This is a genomic window from Streptomyces sp. NBC_01244 (assembly GCF_035987325.1).
GTDB lineage: Bacteria > Actinomycetota > Actinomycetes > Streptomycetales > Streptomycetaceae > Streptomyces.
This window is the reverse complement of sequence record NZ_CP108488.1, coordinates 6,627,101-6,648,767: the sequence shown is the minus strand read 5'-3', so window position 1 is coordinate 6,648,767 and position 21,667 is coordinate 6,627,101. Positions and strand designations below refer to the sequence as shown.

The 21,667-nt window shown below is 70.9% G+C and carries 17 protein-coding genes; 9 read left to right on the top strand and 8 right to left on the bottom strand.

The features are described from left to right. Positions 1 to 410: 410 nt before the first annotated feature. The 8 genes from OG247_RS29990 to OG247_RS29955 all read left to right on the top strand — a co-directional run bounded on the left by OG247_RS29990 (position 411) and on the right by OG247_RS29955 (position 10,948). Complete coding sequence (locus OG247_RS29990; RefSeq protein ID WP_327255122.1) at positions 411 to 4,220, top strand: sensor histidine kinase; 3,810 nt, start codon at positions 411 to 413, stop codon at positions 4,218 to 4,220. 9 nt (positions 4,221 to 4,229) lie between these two features. Beyond that, positions 4,230 to 4,643 (top strand): roadblock/LC7 domain-containing protein, encoded by a 414-nt coding sequence (locus tag OG247_RS29985; protein WP_008739864.1) that lies wholly within the window; start codon positions 4,230 to 4,232, stop codon positions 4,641 to 4,643. Positions 4,644 to 4,794: 151 nt separating this feature from the next. Beyond that, complete coding sequence (locus tag OG247_RS29980) at positions 4,795 to 5,187, top strand: DUF742 domain-containing protein (protein WP_243337752.1); 393 nt, start codon at positions 4,795 to 4,797, stop codon at positions 5,185 to 5,187. Beyond that, on the top strand, positions 5,168 to 5,752 hold the full coding sequence (locus OG247_RS29975; RefSeq protein WP_243337754.1) for a GTP-binding protein: 585 nt from the start codon (positions 5,168 to 5,170) through the stop codon (positions 5,750 to 5,752). The genes OG247_RS29980 and OG247_RS29975 overlap by 20 nt, the downstream gene beginning before the upstream one ends. A gap of 307 nt (positions 5,753 to 6,059) precedes the next feature. Beyond that, positions 6,060 to 9,269 carry a sensor histidine kinase gene (locus tag OG247_RS29970; protein WP_327255121.1) on the top strand — a complete coding sequence of 1,070 codons (3,210 nt, stop codon included), beginning with the start codon at positions 6,060 to 6,062 and terminating at the stop codon, positions 9,267 to 9,269. Between the two features lie 10 nt (positions 9,270 to 9,279). Beyond that, entirely contained in the window at positions 9,280 to 9,693 is a 414-nt protein-coding gene (locus OG247_RS29965) for a roadblock/LC7 domain-containing protein (protein ID WP_243337850.1), read from the top strand. A 93-nt stretch (positions 9,694 to 9,786) separates the two neighbouring features. Next, positions 9,787 to 10,383: a DUF742 domain-containing protein gene (locus tag OG247_RS29960; protein ID WP_327255120.1), complete on the top strand. Its 597-nt coding sequence runs from the start codon at positions 9,787 to 9,789 to the stop codon at positions 10,381 to 10,383. Continuing rightward, positions 10,364 to 10,948 carry a GTP-binding protein gene (locus tag OG247_RS29955; protein WP_007266770.1) on the top strand — a complete coding sequence of 195 codons (585 nt, stop codon included), beginning with the start codon at positions 10,364 to 10,366 and terminating at the stop codon, positions 10,946 to 10,948. The genes OG247_RS29960 and OG247_RS29955 overlap by 20 nt, the downstream gene beginning before the upstream one ends. Positions 10,949 to 11,044: 96 nt before the next feature. Here the strand turns inward: OG247_RS29955 and OG247_RS29950 are convergent, their stop codons facing one another. Beyond that, positions 11,045 to 11,248, bottom strand: coding sequence for an acyl-CoA carboxylase subunit epsilon (locus OG247_RS29950; RefSeq protein WP_327255119.1), 204 nt, complete (start codon positions 11,246 to 11,248; stop codon positions 11,045 to 11,047). A 23-nt stretch (positions 11,249 to 11,271) separates the two neighbouring features. Next, the gene (locus OG247_RS29945; protein WP_327255118.1) at positions 11,272 to 12,855 is read right to left on the bottom strand and encodes an acyl-CoA carboxylase subunit beta; all 1,584 of its coding nucleotides are present in this window, start codon (positions 12,853 to 12,855) and stop codon (positions 11,272 to 11,274) included. Between the two features lie 294 nt (positions 12,856 to 13,149). On the opposite strand from OG247_RS29945, the gene OG247_RS29940 reads away from it, so the two are divergent. Continuing rightward, on the top strand, positions 13,150 to 13,764 hold the full coding sequence (locus tag OG247_RS29940) for a YceI family protein (protein ID WP_327255117.1): 615 nt from the start codon (positions 13,150 to 13,152) through the stop codon (positions 13,762 to 13,764). Positions 13,765 to 13,795: 31 nt separating this feature from the next. Here OG247_RS29940 and OG247_RS29935 read toward each other — a convergent pair whose 3' ends face one another. The 6 genes from OG247_RS29935 to ureA form a co-directional block, all read right to left on the bottom strand. After that, the gene (locus OG247_RS29935; protein ID WP_327255116.1) at positions 13,796 to 15,175 is read right to left on the bottom strand and encodes a hypothetical protein; all 1,380 of its coding nucleotides are present in this window, start codon (positions 15,173 to 15,175) and stop codon (positions 13,796 to 13,798) included. A 166-nt stretch (positions 15,176 to 15,341) separates the two neighbouring features. Further along, positions 15,342 to 16,979, bottom strand: coding sequence for a citramalate synthase (gene cimA, locus OG247_RS29930; RefSeq protein WP_327255115.1), 1,638 nt, complete (start codon positions 16,977 to 16,979; stop codon positions 15,342 to 15,344). A gap of 349 nt (positions 16,980 to 17,328) precedes the next feature. After that, on the bottom strand, positions 17,329 to 17,949 hold the full coding sequence (locus OG247_RS29925; RefSeq protein WP_327255114.1) for a TetR/AcrR family transcriptional regulator: 621 nt from the start codon (positions 17,947 to 17,949) through the stop codon (positions 17,329 to 17,331). Positions 17,950 to 17,981: 32 nt separating this feature from the next. Beyond that, positions 17,982 to 19,022 carry an agmatine deiminase family protein gene (locus OG247_RS29920; protein ID WP_327255113.1) on the bottom strand — a complete coding sequence of 347 codons (1,041 nt, stop codon included), beginning with the start codon at positions 19,020 to 19,022 and terminating at the stop codon, positions 17,982 to 17,984. 47 nt (positions 19,023 to 19,069) lie between these two features. Beyond that, positions 19,070 to 20,812 carry an urease subunit alpha gene (locus tag OG247_RS29915; RefSeq protein WP_327255112.1) on the bottom strand — a complete coding sequence of 581 codons (1,743 nt, stop codon included), beginning with the start codon at positions 20,810 to 20,812 and terminating at the stop codon, positions 19,070 to 19,072. Then, entirely contained in the window at positions 20,809 to 21,534 is a 726-nt protein-coding gene (gene ureA, locus OG247_RS29910) for an urease subunit gamma (RefSeq protein WP_327255111.1), read from the bottom strand. Before ureA ends, OG247_RS29915 begins: the two co-directional genes overlap by 4 nt. Positions 21,535 to 21,667 lie beyond the last annotated feature (133 nt).

Here is a 21,667-nt window from a genome sequence, read left to right as displayed (position 1 = left end):
AACGGGCAGCCAACCCTGCCCCATAAAACGGGACATTGCGCCACTGAATGCGTCATTCCGCTCCTGATCATCGCGACTGGGACAGCTTGCCAGGCGCGAGGTTTGGGCGGCGTAAGTCCGATTGCGTATGAATTGGCACGCACGACGGGTAGTGCACGCGTCACCAGGCGTGACCGACCGTCCAGGCCGGGACTCGCACCTTGTTGGAGATCCGCCTCTGTGCTGGAATTCGCGGGACCGCCGCGGGAATCAGCCGGCGCGCAGGTGGCGCGAGACAGCGCCGAGCGCGGCGGCAACGGAGAGGGAGACGCGCCGGTCACCGACGACCACCATGGGGCGCATTGCCCCACGACTCGACACCGTCCCACCGGTCGCCCGGCGGGACGCCTGGTCCAGAGGTTGCGACGCTAGTGCAGGGACGATTCAAGAGGGATGACAAGGGGTCTCCCCAGGCCCGTCAGGGCCGTGGGGAAGCCGCGCCGGAGCAGGACCCGCGCGGCGGGACCGACCGTGGCTCCTCGCCCCAGCACGCCCAGAACCGCGGGCCGGCTGTCGAGAGCGCAGGCCCCGACGGCTCCGCCACGGTGAAGCCCAAGGGCCGCGCCAAGTCCAAGGGCGGTGCCAAGGCCGACGACGAGTCGGGCAGCCGCGACGTCGCGATACCCCAGACCCCTCGTGGGTCCGGTTCCCGCCTCGCCATGCAGAACTGGCGCATCAGTACGCGACTGGTGTCGCTGCTGACCCTGCCGGTCGTCGCCGCCACCACCCTCGGTGGCTTCCGCATCAACGACTCGCTCAACGACATCGCGCAGCTGGAACACATGCAGCTGCTGACGACGATGACCCGGCAGGCCACCAACCTGGCCGCCATGCTCCAGGCCGAGCGTGACAACTCCGCCGGTCCGCTGTCGGTCGACAAGTCGGGCAAGCCCAGCACCCTCGTCAAGGGTGTCCGCGACTCCACGGACTCCGCCGTCAGGGCCTTCGCCGCCGCGACCGACAAGGTCGACGTCGCCGAAGGCAACGACGAGACGCTCAGGTCGATCCGCAACAACATCCTGCAGATCGCACACGGGCTCAACAACCTCGAAGAGATCCGCAAGAGCGCGTACCAGAACGGCGCCCAGCAGACCGTCACCGAGTACAACGCGCTGGTCGTCTCGCTGCTCTCGCTCTCGCAGGAGATGGCGCAGGCCACCTCGAACCCCGAGATGATCAAGCGCACCCGCGCCCTGGCCGCGTTCTCCTCCGCCAAGGAGTACGCCTCCATCCAGCGCGCGATCATCGCCGCCGCGCTCCCCGCCGACCCCACGCAGCCCGGCAGCCTCAGCGAGAACGACCGGCTCTACGCCCGCTCCGCGCAGAACAGCGAAGAGCAGGCGCAGAAGACCTTCGAACTCGCCTACCAGGGCAAGCCCGAGGAACTCCTCGCCTCGCTCGGCGACGGCAACCAGGAAATCGGCAATGCCGACGGCTACGCGCGCCGCGTCCTCGGGAACAAGGACCAGTTCGCCAAGGAGAAGAACCGGTCCTGGATGGACTGGTACGACGCGGACGACGTGAAGCTCCAGGCCATGAAGGTCATCGAGCTCACCCTGCTCGAGGACATGGAGCAGAAGGCCCGCGAGCTCAAGAACGAGTCGCAGCGCGACGCGCTCATCAACGGTGCGCTGATCCTCCTCGTCCTCGGCGTCTCCCTCGTCGGCGCCTTCGTCATGGCCCGCTCGATGATCCGCTCCCTGCGCCGCCTCCAGGACACCGCGACCCGCGTCGCCCAGGACCGGCTGCCCGAGCTCGTCAAGCAGCTGTCCGAGTCCGACCCGCAGGACGTGGACACGACGGTGGAGTCCGTCGGTCTGCACACCCGCGACGAGATCGGCCAGGTGGCCGCGGCCTTCGACGACGTGCACCGCGAGGCCGTCCGCCTCGCCGCCGAGCAGGCCCTCCTGCGAGGCAACGTCAACGCGATGTTCACCAACCTCTCGCGCCGTTCGCAGGGCCTCATCCAGCGCCAGCTCTCGCTCATCTCCGAGCTGGAGTCGCGCGAGGCCGACCCGGACCAGCTCTCCTCGCTCTTCAAGCTCGACCACCTCGCGACCCGCATGCGCCGTAACGGCGAAAACCTCCTCGTCCTCGCGGGCGAGGAGCCGGGCCGCCGATGGACCCGCCCCGTCCCGCTCGTCGACGTGCTCCGCGCCGCGGCGTCCGAGGTGGAGCAGTACGAGCGCATCGAACTCTCGTCGGTGCCCGGCACCGACGTCGCCGGCCGCGTCGTCAACGACCTCGTGCACCTGCTCGCCGAGCTGCTGGAGAACGCCACCTCGTTCTCCTCCCCGCAGACCAAGGTCAAGGTCACCGGGCACGCGCTGCCCGACGGCCGCGTGCTCGTCGAGATCCACGACACCGGCATCGGCCTCTCCCCCGAGGACCTCGCCGCGATCAACGAGCGGCTCGCGTCGCCGCCGACCGTGGACGTCTCCGTCTCCCGCCGCATGGGCCTGTTCGTGGTCGGCCGCCTGTCCCTGCGACACGGCATCCGCATCCAGCTCCGCCCCTCCGACTCGGGCGGTACGACGGCCCTCGTCATGCTGCCGGTGGACGTCGCCCAGGGCGGCAAGAAGCCTGCCCCGATGCCCGGCCAGGGCGGTCAGGGTTCCCCCGGCGCCCCCGGTCAGGGCGGTCCCGGCGGCCAGGCGCAGGGCTCGATCCCCGCTCCCGGCGCGCGTCCCCCCGTGGGCGCCGCCCCGCAGCGCGGCCAGGTTTCCGCCGGCAGCCAGCGCGCGGCCCTGCCGGGCCGCGACGGCGGCCCCGGCGGTCAGCCCCAGGGCCCCGGCCCGCAGGGCGGACGGCCCCCGCAGCAGCAGGGCCCCGGCGGCCAGACCCAGAGCGCCTTCGGCTCGGGTGCTCCGCTGCCCGGCCGCGGTCCGGTCTCCGGTCCCGGCGGCCCGGGCGGCTTCGGCGGTCCGCAGGCCCGTCCGGTCGGCGCCCCCACGGCGTCCGGTCCCGGCGGCTTCCCGCAGGGCAACGGCTTCGAGCGCCCGCAGCAGCCCCAGCAGGGTCAGCAGGGTCAGCAGGGTCAGCAGCAGTACCAGCCGCAGGCTCCGCAGCAGCAGGGTCAGCAGGGTCAGCAGCCGACCGGTGGCCCGGCCGGCCGCGGCCCCCGGCCGCAGCTTCCGCCGCGCGGTGGCGCACCCCGTCCGGAGCTCCCGGGCGCCGGCGGCGGACCCGCCGCGATGCCCCAGACCACCAGTTGGGGCGCCGGCCAGCGCGGGCACGACGTACCGCGCGGCCACGACGAGCTGTCGGGCCCCGGTTCCACGTCCGAGTTCCCCCGCCCCGACTTCAACGCCCCGGCCCCACAGGCCGGCGGCAACGGCGGCCAGGCCGGCCATGAGAACGGCGCCACGGGCCAGTTCGCCCGTCCCGACCTCGGCGACCCGGCCTCCACCGGCCAGTTCGCCCGCCAGGACTTCGGCGACCCGGCCTCCACGGGGCAGTTCGCCCGCCAGGACTTCCAGGCCCAGCGGCCCGGCGGACCCGGTGTCGGCGGCTACGCCCAGCCCGGCCAGGCCCCGCAGCCCCAGGGCAACTACGCCCCCGTACCGACTCCGCGCGCCGAGGCTCCCCGGCTGCCGCAGGCCCCCCGTCCGGAGGCGCTGCCCCCGGCCGGTCCCGGCACCGGCGAAGGCCGCAGCCCGATCTTCGACACGCTGGAGTCGAACTGGTTCCGCCAGGAGGGCGCTCAGGCCCCGGCGGCGGTACCCCAGCAGCCGGCGCAGCAGTCCGCTCCGGCGGCTCCGGTGGCTCCGGCTCCGGCCGCCCCGCAGCGCCCGCAGCCGCCCCAGCTGCCGCAGCGCGCCCAGGAGCAGGCTCCGGCCGAGTCCGCACAGACGGCCACCGGCGCCGTGCCGACCGTGAGCTGGCGCTCCTCGCCGAACGACGAGCTGATGCGGCAGGCCGAGCGCGTGCGCCAGCCCGCCGCCGGCGGTATCACCACGTCGGGTCTGCCCCGCCGGGTCCCGCGGGCGAACCTCGTGGCCGGCACCGCGCAGCAGCAGGCCGAAGCACAGGCCGGCCCCCAGGTTTCGCGATCCCCGGACGACGTCCGCGGGCGTCTCACCAACCTCCGACGCGGTATCCAGCAGGGTCGGCAGGCCGGCACAACCGGCCCGGCCACCGGCAGCTACCACATCGACCCCACTTACCAGCAGGAGCGATAGTTGAGTTCGATGAGCCAGGCGGCACAGAACCTGAACTGGTTGATCACGAACTTCGTGGACAACACCCCCGGGGTGTCCCACACCGTGGTGGTCTCCGCCGACGGCCTCCTTCTGGCTATGTCCGAAGGCTTCCCCCGCGACCGGGCCGACCAGCTCGCCGCGGTGGCCTCCGGGCTGACCTCCCTCACCGCGGGCGCGTCCCGCATCTTCGAGGGCGGCGCCGTCAACCAGACGGTGGTGGAAATGGACCGCGGATTCCTCTTCCTGATGTCCGTCTCCGACGGATCCTCGCTGGCCGTACTGGCGCACCCCGAGTGCGACATCGGCCTGGTGGGTTACGAGATGGCCCTCCTCGTGGACCGCGCCGGCAGTGTCCTCACCCCGGACCTGCGCGCGGAACTGCAGGGAAGCCTGCTCATCTGACTGCCGCTCTCCCGGCCGGACGGTACTGCCGGCCGGGGGACCGGGGCCGCGGCCCCGGAACCAAGTACCACCGCCAGGCCGTCATACCGTCCCCCCACCGGCCGCCCCGTCAGACGGCACGCTGACCTTTGCTGTCCAGCCCGGAGGATCAATGACCCCGCCCCCCGCCTATTCCGATCAGTACGGAGACTCGTACTCGGAAGGCGACCAGCCGCTGGTTCGTCCGTACGCGATGACCGGTGGCCGGACCCGACCGCGCTACCAGCTCGCCATCGAGGCCCTGGTCAGCACCACGGCCGATCCGATGCACCTGTCCGGGCTGCTCCCGGAGCACCAGCGCATCTGCACCCTGTGCCGTGAGGTCAAGTCGGTCGCGGAGGTCTCCGCGCTGCTGAACATGCCGCTCGGCGTCGCCCGGATCCTCGTCGCCGACCTGGCGGAGGCCGGCATGGTGGCCATCCACCAGCCGGGCAATGGAGAGGCCGGCGGAACGCCGGATGTAACGCTGCTCGAGAGGGTTCTCAGTGGACTTCGCAAGCTCTAACGGCGGAGCGGCTCCTCGCTCCACCACCTCCGCGAAGATCGTGGTGGCGGGTGGCTTCGGCGTGGGCAAGACCACGTTCGTGGGCGCCGTCTCCGAGATCAACCCGCTGCGCACCGAGGCCGTGATGACGTCCGCGAGCGCGGGCATCGACGACCTGACCCACACCGGGGACAAGACGACCACCACGGTCGCCATGGACTTCGGCCGCATCACCCTGGACCAGGACCTGATCCTGTACCTCTTCGGTACCCCCGGTCAGGACCGCTTCTGGTTCATGTGGGACGACCTCGTGCGCGGCGCGATCGGGGCGATCGTCCTGGTCGACACGCGGCGCCTGGCAGACTGTTTCCCGGCCGTCGACTACTTCGAGAACAGCGGCCTGCCGTTCGTCGTGGCGCTCAACGGCTTCGAGGGGCACCAGCCCTACACCCCGGAGGAAGTCCGCGAGGCCCTGCAGATCGGCCCGGACGCCCCCATCATCACCACCGACGCCCGCCACCGCGCGGACGCCAAGAGCGCGCTCATCACGCTCGTCGAGCACGCTCTGATGGCGCGGCTCAAGTAGGAGCTCCACGCAACGAGGTCTTCACCGGCTGGTTTTGGGGGGCGGGCTGTGTCATGCGACACGGCCCGCCCCCTTCGTTCATAACGTTTCGACAGAGAATTGCCGGTAGTTGGCGACACGGTGCGTTCGGCCGGTGTCACTGCGCTCACAACCGGCCCCGTTTTTGCCGCAGGACGCTCTTTATGTCCGATTTATGTGGGGCATAAGGCTCTAGGAATGGCCGATTTCAACTGTTTGGAACACGGCCGTTAACCGTGCTGGAATTCAACGAACTAGCTAGTAGCACCGCCGAGAGGTTGTTGGTCGAGTGAGGCGAAGCAACTCGAGCCCCGCGGATGAACCCGCGCGCGGCAACTTCACCCCGCCGCCGCGCGCGGCCGCGTCATCCTTTGACGTACCCGTGGAACCAGCCGTGAGCAGCGGCAGCACCAGCAGGTTCTCGCCCCGCAACTGGCGTGTGCCGACCCGTCTGAACGCCATCCTGCTCGTCCCGGTCCTCGTCGGACTGGTCATGGGCGGCTTCCAGGTGAAGGGGTCCATCGACACCTGGGACGAGGCCAAGGACGCCGAGAAGACCGCCGTCATCGTCCAGGCCGCCGCCGAGTACGGCCAGGCGCTCCTGAACGAGCGCGACCTGACGGCCGAGGCCCTGCTCAAGGGCCAGCGCGATTCCGAGCCCGTCCTGAAGGCGTACTCCGCCACCGACGCGGCCAAGGCCAAGTTCGCCCAGGTCGCGAAGGACCTGCCCGAGGGCCAGGGTCTGGAACGCCGCCTGGAGCTCTTCCGGCAGGAGGAGCCGAAGCTGGAGCAGGTCCGCAAGACGGCCTACCTGTCGCAGCTGGAGACGCCGAAGAAGGCCCTGCCCAGGGCGATGGGCCCGATCCCGACCGAAGAGGGGTACGTGCTGGTCCAGCACTACCTCATGCAGTTCTCCAACGAGCTGGGCCTCGGCACCGGCAACGTGACCTCGTACGGCCGCATGGTCTACGCGCTGGAACTGTCCAAGGCCGCGAACTCGCTGCAGCGCTCCGTGGGCACGCACCTGCTGGTACGGCCGAGCGAGAACGAGGACATCCGCAAGGCCCAGCTCGTCGCCTTCTCCTCGTACGCGTACCTCGAAGAGATCGCCATCGGCGAGTACGTCGCCGCCGGTACCGACGAGGACGTCGCGCGCCTCAAGGACATCATGGGCGCGAAGTCCGCGGAGGGCGCCAAGAAGCTCGTCGACGCCAAGCAGGCGGCCGAGCAGGCGGGCACCGTCTTCCGCGCCCCGCCGGTGGTCAACAACTCGGCGCTCACCGGCATGACCGAGGCGATAGCCAGCGGCGCGAAGCCGTCCGCCCTCGCCCTCGGCGGCACCACCCCGGCGGCCTGGCAGGCCGCCGCGACCGCCAAGTTCGACGGCTACAACCAGCTCGAGAAGGAACTCCTCGACAAGGCCCTCAAGGACGCCGGAACCGTCTCCGACGAGGCCCGCAACGACGCCATCCTGACCGGCGCCATCGTGGTCGTGGCCCTGCTCGCCGCCTTCATCCTGGCCGGCATGATGGCCCGCCAGATGGGCCGCGCGATGCGCCAGCTGCGCAACGGCGCCTTCGACGTCGCCGAGCAGCGCCTGCCGATGCTCGTCGACCAGCTGTCGCGGACCGACCCGGGCAAGGTCGACACCCGGGTGGTGCCGATCCCGATCGACTCCCAGGACGAGATCGGCGAGGTCGCCCGCGCCTTCGACCAGATCCACCGCGAGGCCGTCCGGCTCGCCGCCGAGCAGGCCCTCCTGCGGGGCAACGTCAACGCGATCTTCACGAACCTCTCCATGCGCAACCAGTCGCTGATCGAGGGCCAGCTGACGCTGATCACCGAGCTGGAGAACAACGAGGCCGACCCGGACCAGCTGGAGAACCTCTTCCGCCTGGACCACCTGGCCACCCGCATGCGCCGCAACGGCGAGAACCTCCTCATCCTCGCGGGCGAGGAGCCGGGCCGCCGCTGGGACCAGCCGGTCCCCCTCGTCGACGTCCTGCGCGCCGCCTCCTCCGAGGTCGAGCAGTACGAGCGCGTCGAGCTGTCGGGCGTCTCGGAGGCCGAGATCCACGGCCAGGCCGTGACCGACCTCGTGCACCTGCTCGCCGAGCTGCTGGAGAACGCCACCACCTTCTCCTCCCCGCAGACCAAGGTCCGGGTCAACGCGACGCGTCTGCCCGACGGCCGGGTGATGGTCGAGATCCACGACAAGGGAATCGGCCTGACGGCCGAGGACTTCGCGGACATCAACCACAAGCTGGCCAACCCGCCGACCGTGGACGCCGCGATCTCGCAGCGCATGGGTCTGTTCGTGGTCGGCCGGCTGGCCGACCGGCACGGCATCCGCGTCCAGCTGCGCCCCTCGGGCGAAGCGGCCGGCACCACCTCGCTGGTCATGCTCCCCGACGCCATCACCCACGGTGGCGGTGGCGAGGAGATCCCGGCGGACGACTTCACGGTCTCCCAGATGATCCCGCGCCAGCAGTCCCAGCAGCCCGCCGCGCTGCGCACGGCCGCCGAGCTCGGCTTCGACGACTCCCGCTACGAGGTCCACCGGGCCGACCAGCCGGGGTACGAAGAGCCCGCCGCCGACCCGGTCGGCCGGTCCCTGGGTCGTGAGGAGCGCCGGGCCGCGCTGGAGGCGCAGGTCGGCTACCCGCAGGCGCAGCCCCAGTCGCAGTACGACGAGCCCGCGGCGGACTATCCGGAACCTCAGCCGGAGCATGCGTACCAGCCGTACCAGGGCTACGAGCAGCAGCCGGCGCAGGGCTACGACCTCGGTTACGAATCCGCTCAGGCCGGGCAGGGATACGACGCGTACACCCAGCAGGAGTACGCGTATCCGGAACCGGAGTACACGGATCAGCGACAGGAAGTCCCGGCCTACGACGGCGGGTACGATTCCCCTTCCACCGCGGCGGAGTGGCCCCAGCAGAACACCTACGCGGGCTCCTACCAGCAGGATTACGGGACCGAATCGGAATCACCGGCCGCTCCCGAACCGGCCCAGGAGCGCGTAGGCTTCGACCGTCCGGGCACCACTGCCGACGCCGGCCACCAGGTGACCGGGGCGGGCCTGCCGCGACGCGGCAGCCAGCCGCAGCAGCGGCCGGGACAGCAGGAAACGGAGTCCTCCGGATCCCTCTTCGAGCAGCGGCCGCAGCGTCAGCAGCAGCCCGCGGCACCGGAGCGGGCCACCGGGGAAACGGAAGGCCCCGCCGACTGGCGCTCGAACAACGACGAGCGCTGGCAGCAGGCCTCCAAGCTCCGTGAGCCGAAGGCGGGCGGGGTCACCCCGTCCGGTCTCCCTCGGCGGGTGCCCAAGGCCAACCTGGTCGAGGGCGCCGCGGAGACGACTCCGCAGGGCGGCCCCCAGGTCTCCCGGGCCCCGGAGGACGTCCGTGGCAGGTTGAGCAACCTGCGACGCGGTGTCGAGCAGGGCCGCAACGCGGGATCCGAGCAGTCAAGTAACAGCTATGACCAGGAGCGTTAGTGTGAGCGCGATGAGCCAGGCGGCGCAAAACCTGAACTGGTTGATCACCAACTTCGTGGACAACACCCCAGGGGTGTCTCACACGGTGGTGGTATCCGCCGACGGCCTCCTTCTGGCTATGTCCGAAGGCTTCCCCCGCGACCGGGCCGACCAGCTCGCCGCGGTGGCCTCCGGGCTGACCTCCCTCACCGCGGGTGCCTCGCGCATCTTCGAGGGCGGCGCCGTCAACCAGACCGTTGTGGAGATGGACCGGGGATTCCTCTTCCTCATGTCCGTCTCCGACGGATCGTCGCTCGCGGTGCTCGCACACCCCGAGTGCGACATCGGCCTCGTGGGTTACGAGATGGCCCTTCTCGTGGACCGCGCCGGCAGTGTCCTCACCCCGGACCTGCGCGCGGAACTGCAGGGCGGGCTTCTCAACTAGCAGACAGGCAGTGCGTTTCGCGCCACTGCACCATAGGGTGCGGTGGCGCGGTTCCACAGGGAGTACTGCGTACTTGGAGTCGGAGGAGGAAACGTGACAACACCCGGAGGACATCCCTATGGCGGCGCGCAGCAGCCGCAGGGTGGGCACGACCAGAACCGCTTCAACTTTCCCTCCGCTCCCAGCAACCGGCCCGGCCCGGAGCACGACCCGGCGTCCGGGCAGCCGTATCAGCGGCAGCCCTACCAGCAGCAGCCGCCGCAGTACGGCCGGCCGCAGCAGCCCGGCCAGCCCTACCGGTCCCCGCAGCAGCCTCCGCGCGGCGGGCGCCCGCAGGCTCCGCAGGCGCACAACCCGCTGGTGCGCCCGTACGCGATGACCGGTGGCCGGACCCGGCCGCGCTACCAGCTCGCCATCGAGGCACTGGTCAGCACCACGGCCGATCCCGCGCGTCTGCAAGGGCAGTTGCCCGAGCACCAGCGCATCTGCATCCTGTGCCAGGAGATCAAATCCGTCGCGGAGATCTCGGCACTTCTCTCCATTCCTCTTGGCGTAGCCCGGATCCTCGTCGCCGACCTGGCAGAGGCCGGCCTCGTAGCCATCCACCAGCCCGGCGGCGACGAGTCCGCCGGCGGCCAGCCAGATGTGACACTGCTCGAAAGGGTGCTCAGTGGACTTCGCAAGCTCTAACGGCGGAGCGGCTCCTCGCTCCACCACCTCCGCGAAGATCGTGGTGGCGGGTGGCTTCGGCGTGGGCAAGACCACGTTCGTGGGCGCCGTCTCCGAGATCAACCCCCTGCGCACCGAGGCCGTCATGACGAGCGCCTCCGCCGGCATCGACGACCTGACCCACACCGGGGACAAGACGACCACCACGGTCGCCATGGACTTCGGCCGCATCACCCTGGACCAGGACCTGATCCTGTACCTCTTCGGTACCCCCGGTCAGGACCGCTTCTGGTTCATGTGGGACGACCTCGTGCGCGGCGCCATCGGCGCCGTGGTGCTCGTCGACACCCGCCGTCTCGCCGACTGCTTCCCCGCCGTCGACTACTTCGAGAACAGCGGCCTGCCCTTCGTCATCGCCCTCAACGGCTTCGACGGGCACCAGCCCTACACCCCGGAGGAAGTCCGCGAGGCCCTGCAGATCGGCCCGGACGCCCCCATCATCACCACCGACGCCCGCCACCGCGCGGACGCCAAGAGCGCGCTCATCACCCTGGTCGAGCACGCCCTCATGGCCCGCCTGCGGTAGCCGTCCCCGGCCTCACACGCCCGGTCGTACGTGAAAGCCCCCCGCACTCCGAGGAGTGCGGGGGGCTTTCACGTGGTGCCTGCGGGTCTTCGCGTACTAGCCCTGCCAGCTGCGGGGGCCGCGGAAGCCGGGGGTGCGTTCCAGGCGGCGCCAGCCGGCCTGGGAGCGGGCGGTCGCGGTGGTGGTGTCTTCGGGGGTGGCCGCGGCGCGGGCGAGGAGGATCGCGGTGATCGCGGCCAGCTCCTCGGGCTCGGCGTTGCCCTTCTCGACCTTCAGCAGGGTTGCGGTGACGTTGCTCATCGGTGGCGGTTCTCCTTCGGGGTCTACTGGGGCGGGTTGCCGTGCTTGCGCGAGGGCAGGTCCGCGTGCTTGTTGCGGAGCATCGCGAGGGCCGCGACGAGGACCTCGCGGGTTTCCGCGGGGTCGATGACGTCGTCGACGAGGCCGCGCTCGGCCGCGTAATAGGGGTGCATCAGCTCGGCCTTGTACTCCTTGACCATGCGCGCACGCATCGCCTCGGGGTCCTCGGCGTCGGCGATCTGCTTGCGGAAGATGACGTTGGCCGCGCCCTCGGCGCCCATCACCGCGATCTCGTTGGTGGGCCAGGCGTAGGTGAGGTCGGCGCCGATGGACTGGGAGTCCATGACGATGTACGCGCCGCCGTAGGCCTTGCGCAGGATCAGCGAGATCCGCGGAACGGTCGCGTTGCAGTACGCGTACAGCAGCTTCGCGCCGTGGCGGATGATCCCGCCGTGCTCCTGGTCGACACCCGGCAAGAAGCCCGGCACGTCCAGCAGGGTGATGATGGGGATGTTGAAGGCGTCGCAGAGCTGGACGAAACGCGCCGCCTTCTCCGAGGCGTGGATGTCCAGGACACCGGCGAGGTGGCCGGGCTGGTTGGCGACGATGCCCACGACCTGGCCGTCCATCCGCGCGAGCGCGCAGATGATGTTGCGGGCCCAGCGCTCGTGGATCTCCAGGACGTCGCCCTCGTCGACGAGTTCCTCGATGACCTTGAGCATGTCGTACGGGCGGTTCCCGTCGGCGGGGACCAGGTCCAGCAGGACCTCCGAGCGGCGGTCGGCCGGGTCCGCGGTCTCGTGGACCGGGGGGTTCTCGCGGTTGTTGGAGGGCAGCATCGTGATGAGGTAGCGGACCTCGGAGATGCAGGTCTCCTCGTCGTCGTACGCGAAGTGCGCCACGCCCGAGGTCTCGGCGTGCACGTCCGCGCCACCGAGGCCGTTCTGGGTGATCTCCTCACCGGTCACCGCACGGACCACGTCCGGACCGGTGATGAACATCTGCGAGGTCTCCCGGACCATGAACACGAAGTCCGTCAACGCCGGGGAGTAGGCGGCGCCGCCCGCGCACGGCCCCAGCATCACCGAGATCTGCGGGATGACACCCGAAGCCTTCGTATTGCGCTGGAAGATCCCGCCGTACCCGGCGAGCGCCGAGACACCCTCCTGGATACGGGCGCCGGCACCGTCGTTGAGGGACACCAGCGGGGCACCGGCCGCGATGGCCATGTCCATGATCTTGTGGATCTTCGTCGCGTGGGCCTCGCCCAGCGCCCCGCCGAAGATCCGGAAATCGTGCGCGTACACGAAGACCGTACGGCCCTCGACCGTGCCCCAACCGGTGATGACACCATCGGTGTAAGGCTTCTTCGCCTCCAGACCGAACCCGGTCGCCCGGTGCCGGCGCAGCTGCTCGACCTCCTTGAAGGAACCCTCATCGAGCAGCAACGCGATCCGCTCACGCGCGGTCAGCTTGCCCTTGGCATGCTGCGCCTCGGTCGCCCGGTCACTCGGGCCACGCCGCGCCTGCTCACGCAAGTCATGCAGCTCGGCCACGCGGCCGCGAGCGTCCGTCGGCTCGCTCGGAATCTGGTCCACAACGGTCATGTAATGACCTTACGAAGCCGGACCGGAAAAACCCTCCGTCGAATCCACACAGTGTCGGGTGTCTTCCGCTGTCCGTCCCGGACAGAACCACCGGGGGTGCAGCCGAGCCCACCAGGCAGGACCTTGGTCCTTTGTTGGTTTCTCACAAAACTCCCGCCAAGCCGCCCCGAGGCGCCGCTGAGCCACACACAGGAGTCAAGAGGTTGAAATTTGAACGGAATGGGTCTAGCGTCGTTGTTGTTGAAAGTTCAACGAGCGCCGCCATCGAGCGGCACCCCCCACCAAGGAGTAGTCATGGGTCTCTTCAACCGCCGCACGCAGGACACCGCCACCACGACCGCCGTCGCCACCCTCGACGTGGACCCGGCCCTCGCCGCGCTCACCGGTGACTACGTCATCGACGCCTCCCACAGCAGCATCGGCTTCACCGTCCGCCACGCGATGGTCACCAACGTGCGCGGCACCTTCGCCGACCACGAGGGCGCCCTGCACCTGGACGGCGCCGACCCGTCCCGCTCCACCGCCTCCATCGACGTGAAGATCGCCTCCGTCGACACCGGCATCGGCGACCGCGACGGCCACCTGCGTTCCGGCGACTTCTTCGACGCCGAGACCTTCCCGCTGATGACCTTCCGCTCCACCGAGGCGCAGCAGCTCGGCGGCGACAAGTACCGCGTCACCGGCGAGCTGACCATCAAGGACGTCACGCGCCCGCTCGCCATCGACCTGGAGTTCGGCGGCGCGGCCACCGACGTCTACGGCAACGAGCGGGTCGGGTTCGAGGGCTCGGCCGAGATCCTGCGCTCCGACTGGGGCCTGACCTGGAACGCGGCGCTGGAGACCGGCGGCGTGATGGTCAGCGACAAGGTGAAGCTGACCTTCGACATCTCGGCGATCAAGCAGGCGTGAGCCCCGTCGCGAGCCGCGGGGCCGGGGGCGGCTAGAAGTCGCCCCCGCCGAACCCGCCTCCGCCGTCGAAGCCCCCTCCGCCGCCGAAGTCCCCGCCGCCGAAGTCGGACGGGTTGAAGTCGGCCCCGGACACGTCACCCCCGTCGAAGCCCCCGCCGCCTCCGTCGAATCCGTTTCCGCCGCCGAAGTCGGAGGCGTAGGCCGGACTGGACATCATCGATCCGAGCATCGTGCCCATGAGCAGGCCGGGCAGGATGCCGCCGCCGAAGTAGCCGCCGGCCCAGGGACCGTACGCCGGGCCGGCGTCGTAGTAGGGGCGCGGACCGTGCTCGGTGTCGACGGTGCGGACCGCCGGGTCCTGGCCGTCGCGCAGCCGGACGGCGTCCGCCGCGCAGACCGGGACCGTACGGGCGGCCCCGCCCGCCGGGGCCCAGGCCGCGTCCTCGGCGCTCGGCCCGTGGCGCGGGTCGAAGAAGCAGGGTGCGCGGCGCTCGGGCAGCGGACGGCCCTGCCGGCGCGCGTCGAGGCGGGCCAGTGCGAACCGGCCGTCCTCCAGGGCCTGGGTGACCCCCTTGACCTCCTCCGGGTGCTGCACGGAGGCCATGATCTGCTTGGCCTTCTCGTACGAGTCGAGGCCCTGCTCGTAATCCGTGCGCATGGCGTCGTCGGCGCCGGCCTCACCGGGGTGGAAGTCGAGGCGCTCCAGCTCCTCGCCGAAGGCCGTGATGTCCTCGTCTACGACCACGCTCAGCCGGGCGATGGACTCGCGCCGGAGCTCTTCCTTCTTCTTGCGGTTGCGCTTGACCAGCGCGTACGCCCCGCCACCACCGACCGCGGCCACCACACCGAGCCCGATCAGGGCGCCCACCGGGGCCCCGCTGTCGGTGCTCGCGGTGCCCCAGGAGGCCGGGGCCTTGCCCTTGGCCTGGGCGAGGGCCTGGTCCACGAAGTTGTTGAGCTCGGTGCTCGCGGTCGCGTCGGCGGGTCCGCCCGCCTTGACGGCGTCGACCAGGTTGCGGACCGCGTTGCTCGGCATGACGGCCCGGTCGGCGCCGGCGTTGAAGCCGTCCCCGAGCCGGATCGCGTAGAGCCCGGTGATGCCGGTCTCGGTACGGACCGTCTTGAGCACGCTGGCGGCGGGGAACTCGGGGGTGGCCGGCAGCACGGCCACGAACACCGGCTTCCCGGCATCCTTGATCTTCTTCGCGAGCGCGTCCGCCTGCGCGGGCGGCAGCTGGGCCTCGGCGCGGGGGTCCACGTAGACCGGGCCCTTCTTGAGGGCCTCCGCCACGGTGGTGGTCCCGTCGGCCGCCGACGCCTGCGGGGCGACCAGCAGTGCGGTCGCGGACAGCGCCAGCAGCAGAGCGGCCAGCAGCGATCCAAAAGGTACGGATATAAGCCTGGTCCTCATATCCATGACGCTACCCGAACGGGTGCAATCTTGTGTGAGTAGGACATAAGGCCCACCAGGCCACCTGTCGCAGCCCTCCGTCGCACCCCTCCGTGGCACCCCTTCGTCGCACTCGCCGTCTCACCCTGCCGGAGCACGGCGAGACGGCGGCCGCGGACTGCGCGGACTACTCCGCCGGCTCCACGCCCGCGTGCAGGAGGCCGTAGGTGAAGGCGTCTTCCAGGGCCTGCCAGGAGGCCGCGATGACGTTCGGGGCGACGCCGACCGTGTTCCACTCGCGGGCGCCGTCCGTCGTGGTGACCAGGACCCGGGTCGTGGAGGACGTGCCGTGTGCGCCCTCCAGGATGCGGACCTTGTAGTCGGTCAGCTCGAACTTCGCGAGCTGGGGGTAGAAGCGCTCCAGGGCGACGCGCAGTGCGCGGTCGAGTGCGTTGACCGGGCCGTTGCCCTCCGCCGTCGCGACGATCCGCTCGCCCTTGGCCCACAGCTTCACCGTGGCCTCGTTGGCGTGCGTGCCGTCGGGGCGGTCCTCGACGATGGCCCGCCAGGACTCGATGCGGAAGTACTTGCGCGCCCGGCCCTCGGCCTCGGCGCGCAGCAGCAGCTCGAAGGAGGCGTCGGCGGCCTCGTAGGTGTAGCCCTGGAGCTCGCGCTCCTTGACCCGCTCCACCACCCGGGAGACCAGCGCACGGTCCCCGCCGAGGTCGACGCCGAGCTCCTTGCCCTTGAGCTCGATGGAGGCCCGGCCGGCCATGTCGGAGACGAGCATCCGCATGGTGTTGCCGACGCGCGCGGGGTCGATGTGCTGGTACAGGTCCGGGTCGACCTTGATGGCCGAGGCGTGCAGGCCCGCCTTGTGCGCGAAGGCGGAGACGCCGACGTAGGGCTGGTGCGTGGAGGGGGTGAGGTTGACGACCTCGGCGATGGCGTGCGAGATCCGGGTCATCTCGGCCAGGGCGCCCGCCGGGAGGACCGTACGGCCGTACTTGATCTCCAGCGCGGCGACGACCGGGAAGAGGTTGGCGTTGCCGACCCGCTCGCCGTAGCCGTTCGCGGTGCACTGCACGTGCGTGGCGCCCGCGTCCACGGCGGCCAGCGTGTTGGCGACGGCGCAGCCGGTGTCGTCCTGGGCGTGGATGCCCAGGCGTGCGCCGGTGTCGGCCAGTACGGTCGCCACGGTCGCGGTGATCTGCGCGGGCAGCATGCCGCCGTTGGTGTCGCAGAGGACCACGACGTCGGCGCCCGCCTCGTGCGCGGCCCGTACGACGGACTTCGCGTACTCGGCGTTGGCCCGGTAGCCGTCGAAGAAGTGCTCGCAGTCGACGAAGACCCGGCGGCCCTGGGAGACCAGGTGGGCGACGGTGTCGCGGACCATCTCCAGGTTCTCGTCGAGGGTGGTGCGCAGGGCGAGCTCGACGTGCCGGTCGTGGGACTTGGCGACCAGGGTGATCACCGGGGCGCCGGATTCCAGCAGGGCGCGGACCTGCGGGTCGGTGGCGGCCGAGCCGCCCGCCCGGCGGGTCGCGCCGAAGGCGACGAGCTGGGCGTGCTTGAAGTCGATCTCCGCGCGGGCACGGGAGAAGAACTCCGTGTCGCGGGGGTTGGCGCCGGGCCAGCCGCCCTCGATGAACCCCACCCCGAAGTCGTCCAGGTGCCGGGCGATCGTCAGCTTGTCCGCGACCGTGAGGTTGATGCCCTCACGCTGGGCACCGTCGCGCAGGGTCGTGTCGAAGACGTGGAACCCGTCATCGGGGCCGGGGCCCGAAGCCGGCGCAGTCGGCTCGGTGGCCTCTGTCGTCGTCATGCTGATCTGACTCCTGTCGGATGGGTGGTTCCGGATGCCCGCCCTCGGGCAGGCCGACGCCACTGCCCCCATCATCGCGCGCTGCCCGATTCCGGTCTGTTCGGGCCGGAAAACGAAAAAACCTCTCGCGGGTGCGAGAGGTCTGCGCGCGGGTCTGGGGCACGGTGGCCGCCTCCGCGAAGTTCTTCCGCGGCTCAGCGGCCACTGGGGACCGGCGCGCTGCTGTCCATAATCATGAGCTGAGCAGGCACGTCGGCAGTCTGCCATACCGCATGCCGCGCATGGACGGACATCTCAGCATGCGGGCACTCCCGTCCGATGGGCGGAGGGACGCGGCGGGGCGGCCCGCTCAGGCGCCGGCCCCCGGGGTCAGCGCCTCGCTGAGGAACTCGCCGACGTGGTCGAGGATGTCGCCCCGGTCTATCCCGGGCAGGCCGACGGCGACCTGGATGCTGAACCCGTCGAGCAGGGCTCGCAGCCGGGCCGCGAAGCGGTCCGGGTCGACCGGGCGGAACTCTCCGCGCGAGATGCCCTCGGCGAGCAGGGCGACCAGATCGCGGTGCCAGGCGCCCTCGATGGCCCCCTGGCGCTCCCGCTCCCCCGGTCCCGCGTTCTGCGAGCGGTTCCAGACCTCCAGCCACAGCGTCCAGTGCGGATCCCGGGCGCCCTCGGGCACGTACAGGTCCACGTAGGCCTGCAGGCGTTCGCGCGCCGGGCCGCGGCGGGACAGCAGGGCGCGGCGCCGGGTGCCGAGCGCCGCCTCGCTCCACTCCAGGGTCTGCAGCAGGAGCTCGTCCTTGGTGCGGAAGTAGTAGAGGAGGTGGCCGCTGCTCATGCCGACCTGGCGGCCCAGGCCGGCCATGGTCAGACCGTCCAGGCCGCGTTCGGCGATGGTGGCCATGGCGGCGACCAGTACGTCCTCGCGCGGCGGCGCGTTCTTGCGCGCGGCACGTACCTCACCCGCCACCATGGCCCACTCCTCGTCCCGGCCGCCCTCTCGGGTCAGACCTTCGGCTGCTGCTGGGTGATGCAGTGGATACCGCCACCCCCGGCGAAAATCGTACGTGCGTCGACGAGCGTCACGGTCCGCTCGGGGAACAGACCGCGGAAGATCTCCGCCGCCTCCTCGTCGCGCGGGTCGTCGAAGGCGCACAGGACCACGCCGCCGTTGCACAGGTAGTGGTTGATGTAGGAGTAGTCGACCCACTCCCCGTCCTCTTCCAGTACGGTCGGCGCCGGGATCTCCACGACCTGGAGCTGCCGCCCCCGGGCGTCGGTGGACGCGCGCAGGATGGCGGCGATGGTCTTGCCGCGCTCGTGGTCCGGGTGGGCCGGGTCGGGCTGGCTGTGGACCATGACCACGCCGGGGCGGGCGAAGGCGGCGACGATGTCCACGTGGCCCTGGGTGCCGTAGGTGCCGTAGTCGCCCGCCAGGCCGTACGGGAGCCAGATCGCCTTGGTGGTGCCCAGGTGGGCGTGGATCTCGGCCTCGACCTGCTCGCGGGTCCAGTCGGGGTTGCGGCCCTTGCCGAGCTGCACGGTGTCGGTGAGGAGCACGGTGCCCTCGCCGTCCACGTGGATGGCGCCGCCCTCGTTGACCAGTGCGGTGCTGTAGGTGCGGGTCCCGACGAGGCCGGAGATCTCGCGGGCGATCTTCGAGTCGTGGTCCCAGCGGGCCCACTCCTGGGCGCCCCAGCCGTTGAAGGTCCAGTCGACGGCCGCCAGCTCGCCGGCCTCGTTGGTGACGAAGGTCGGGCCGATGTCGCGCATCCAGGCGTCGTCGAGCTCGCGCTCGACCAGCTCGATGTCATCGCCCACGACGGCGCGGGCGCTCTCCCCGTCACCGGGCGAAACGACCAGGGTCACCGGCTCGTACGAGCGCACCGCGCGGGCCACGGCGCCCCAGGCCTCGCGGGCTTCGGCGAGCTCCTGCTCGTTGGTGAAGGTGGGGTTGGGGCTGGGCCAGGCCATCCAGGTGCGCTCGTGGGGCGTCCACTCGGCGGGCATCCGGAATCCGGCGTTCACGGGCGTGGTGTCGGTCATGGCAGGGAGGTCCTTAGGGGCTGTGCTGACGTGCAGACTGTGCTGATCTAAAGGAAGTACAGGCGGTTGAGGGAGACCGATTCGGCGGCTTCGGAGCGCAGCGGTTCCCCGTCGAGGGAGACGAGTCCGCTGCGCGCGTCCACATCGACCGCGCCCACCCGGGAGTTGAGGAGCAGGTTCCCGGGGCCGATGCCCCGGGTGCCGCGGACGGCGACCCGGCGCCTGCGGGTCAGCATCTCGTCGCTGCCCAGCGCCGCCGCGGCGGCCGAGACGAAGGCGACGGAGATATCGGCCGCGGTGGCCCCGTACGAGCCGAACTGCGGGCCGAGGACCAGCGGTTCGCAGGTGTCGGTGGCGGCGTTGGGGTCGCCGGTGACCCCGTAGGCCGGGAAGCCGGACTTGAGGACCAGCTGCGGCTTGGCTCCGAAGAACTGGGGGCGCCACAGCACGATGTCGGCGAGCTTGCCGACCTCGATGGAGCCGATCTCGTGGGCCAGGCCGTGGGCGATGGCCGGGTTGATGGTCAGCTTGGCCATGTAGCGCAGTACGCGGGCGTTGTCGTCGCCCTCGCCGTCGCCGTCCAGCGGTCCCAGCTCGCCCTTCATCTTCGCGGCCATGGCGAAGGTGCGGCGGATGGTCTCGCCCGCGCGGCCCATTCCCTGGGCGTCGGAGGAGGTGATCCCGATCGCGCCGAGGTCGTGCAGGACGTCCTCGGCCCCCATCGTGCCCGCGCGGATCCGGTCGCGGGCCATGGCGGCGTCGCCGGGGAGGTCCGGCTTGAGGTCGTGGACGGAGACGATCATCCCGTAGTGCTCGGCGACCGCGTCCCGGCCGAAGGGCAGGGTCGGGTTGGTGGAGGAGCCGATGACGTTCGGGACGCCGGCCATCTTCAGGACGTTGGGGACGTGACCGCCGCCGCAGCCCTCGATGTGGAAGGCGTGGATGGTCCGGCCGTCCAGCACCCGCAGGGTGTCCTCGACGGAGAGGCACTCGTTGAGGCCGTCGCTGTGCAGGGCGACCTGGACGTCGTGCTCCTCCGCCACGCGCAGGGCGGTGTCCAGGGCGCGGGTGTGCGCGCCCATGTCCTCGTGGACCTTGAACCCGGAGGCCCCGCCTTCGGCCAGGGCCTCGATCAGCGGGGCCGGGTCCGAGGAGGAACCGCGGGCCAGGAAGCCGATGTTGACGGGCCAGGCGTCGAAGGCGTTGAAGGCGTGCTTCAGCGCCCAGGGCGAGTTGACCCCGACGCCCCAGACCGGGCCGAACTCCTGGCCGATGATCGTGGTGACGCCCGCGGCGAGCGAGGCCTCCATGATGCGCGGGGAGAGCAGGTGCACGTGGGTGTCGACGGCTCCGGCGGTGGCGATCATGCCCTCGCCGGAGACGATGCTCGTCCCCGTGCCGACCACGACCTCGACCCCGTCAAGGGTGTCGGGGTTGCCGGCCCTGCCGATCGCGTGGATGCGGCCCTCGCGGATGCCGATGGAGACCTTGCGGATGCCGAGGACGGCGTCGATGACCAGCACGTTGCTGATCACCACGTCGCAGGTGTCGCGGACGGCGGCGGCCTTCAGGTGCAGCCCGTCGCGGGCCGTCTTGCCGAAGCCGGCCAGGAACTCGTCCCCGGGCTTCTGCGAGTCGGACTCCACGCGGACGGTCAGCCCGGAGTCGCCGAGCCGGACCCGGTCCCCGGCCCGCGGGCCGAAGACGGAGGCGTACTCGTGCGGGTCGATGTGCCGGCTGCCGGGCGCGCAGTGCGCGCTGTGGTCCGTGTGGGGTGTCTGCCGGCTCATGCGGTCGTCCCTTCCGGGCGGTCGTTGGCGTCGGGGGTGGCGGTCGCGCCGAGATAGCCGCAGGCTTCGGCGCGGGTCAGCGCCAGCTCCTTGGCTCCGGGAGCGTCCAGCGGGCCGTCGACCAGTCCGGCGAAGCCGATGGCGATGCGTGCGCCACCGATCGGGACCAGGGCGACCTCGGCCTCGCCGCCGGGGTCGAAGCGGACGGAGGAGCCCGCGGGCACGCACAGCCGCATGCCGTACGCCGCCGCGCGGTCGAAGTCGAGGCGCGGGTTGGCCTCGAAGAAGTGGAAGTGGGAGGTGACGCTCACGGGCACCGTGGCGGTGTTGCGCACGTGCAGGTGGACCGTGGGTTCCGGCTGGGGGGCTCCGGGGCCGGGCACGACCGCGCCCGGGGCGTCCTCGCCCAGGCCGACGGCGCCGCGGATCGGGGACGAGACCACGGCGAGGCGGGATCCGTCGTCGAAGACGGCCTCCACGTGCACCTCGGTGACCACGTCGCTGACGCCGGGCAGCACGTCGGCGGGGCCCAGCACGGAGCGGGCCTCCTCGATGGCTTCCGCCAGCCGCTTGCCGTCACGCGCGGCCTCGCAGACCGTGTCCGCGATGAGCGCGGTGGCCTCCGGGACGTTGAGTTTGAGTCCGCGGGCCCGTCGGGCCCTGGCCAGTTCCGCAGCGCTGCGGAGAAGCAGCCGGTCGCGCTCCGTAGGGGTCAGCCGCACGCCGATCCACCACCCTTTGAGTCGATGGGTTAGAGCATCACTCTAACTCTTCATTTTCACGCAATGAAGCATTGACCTGAGACCAAGGCTTAGGTCACATTGAGTGTCGCTCAAACATTGCATGCACCGCATT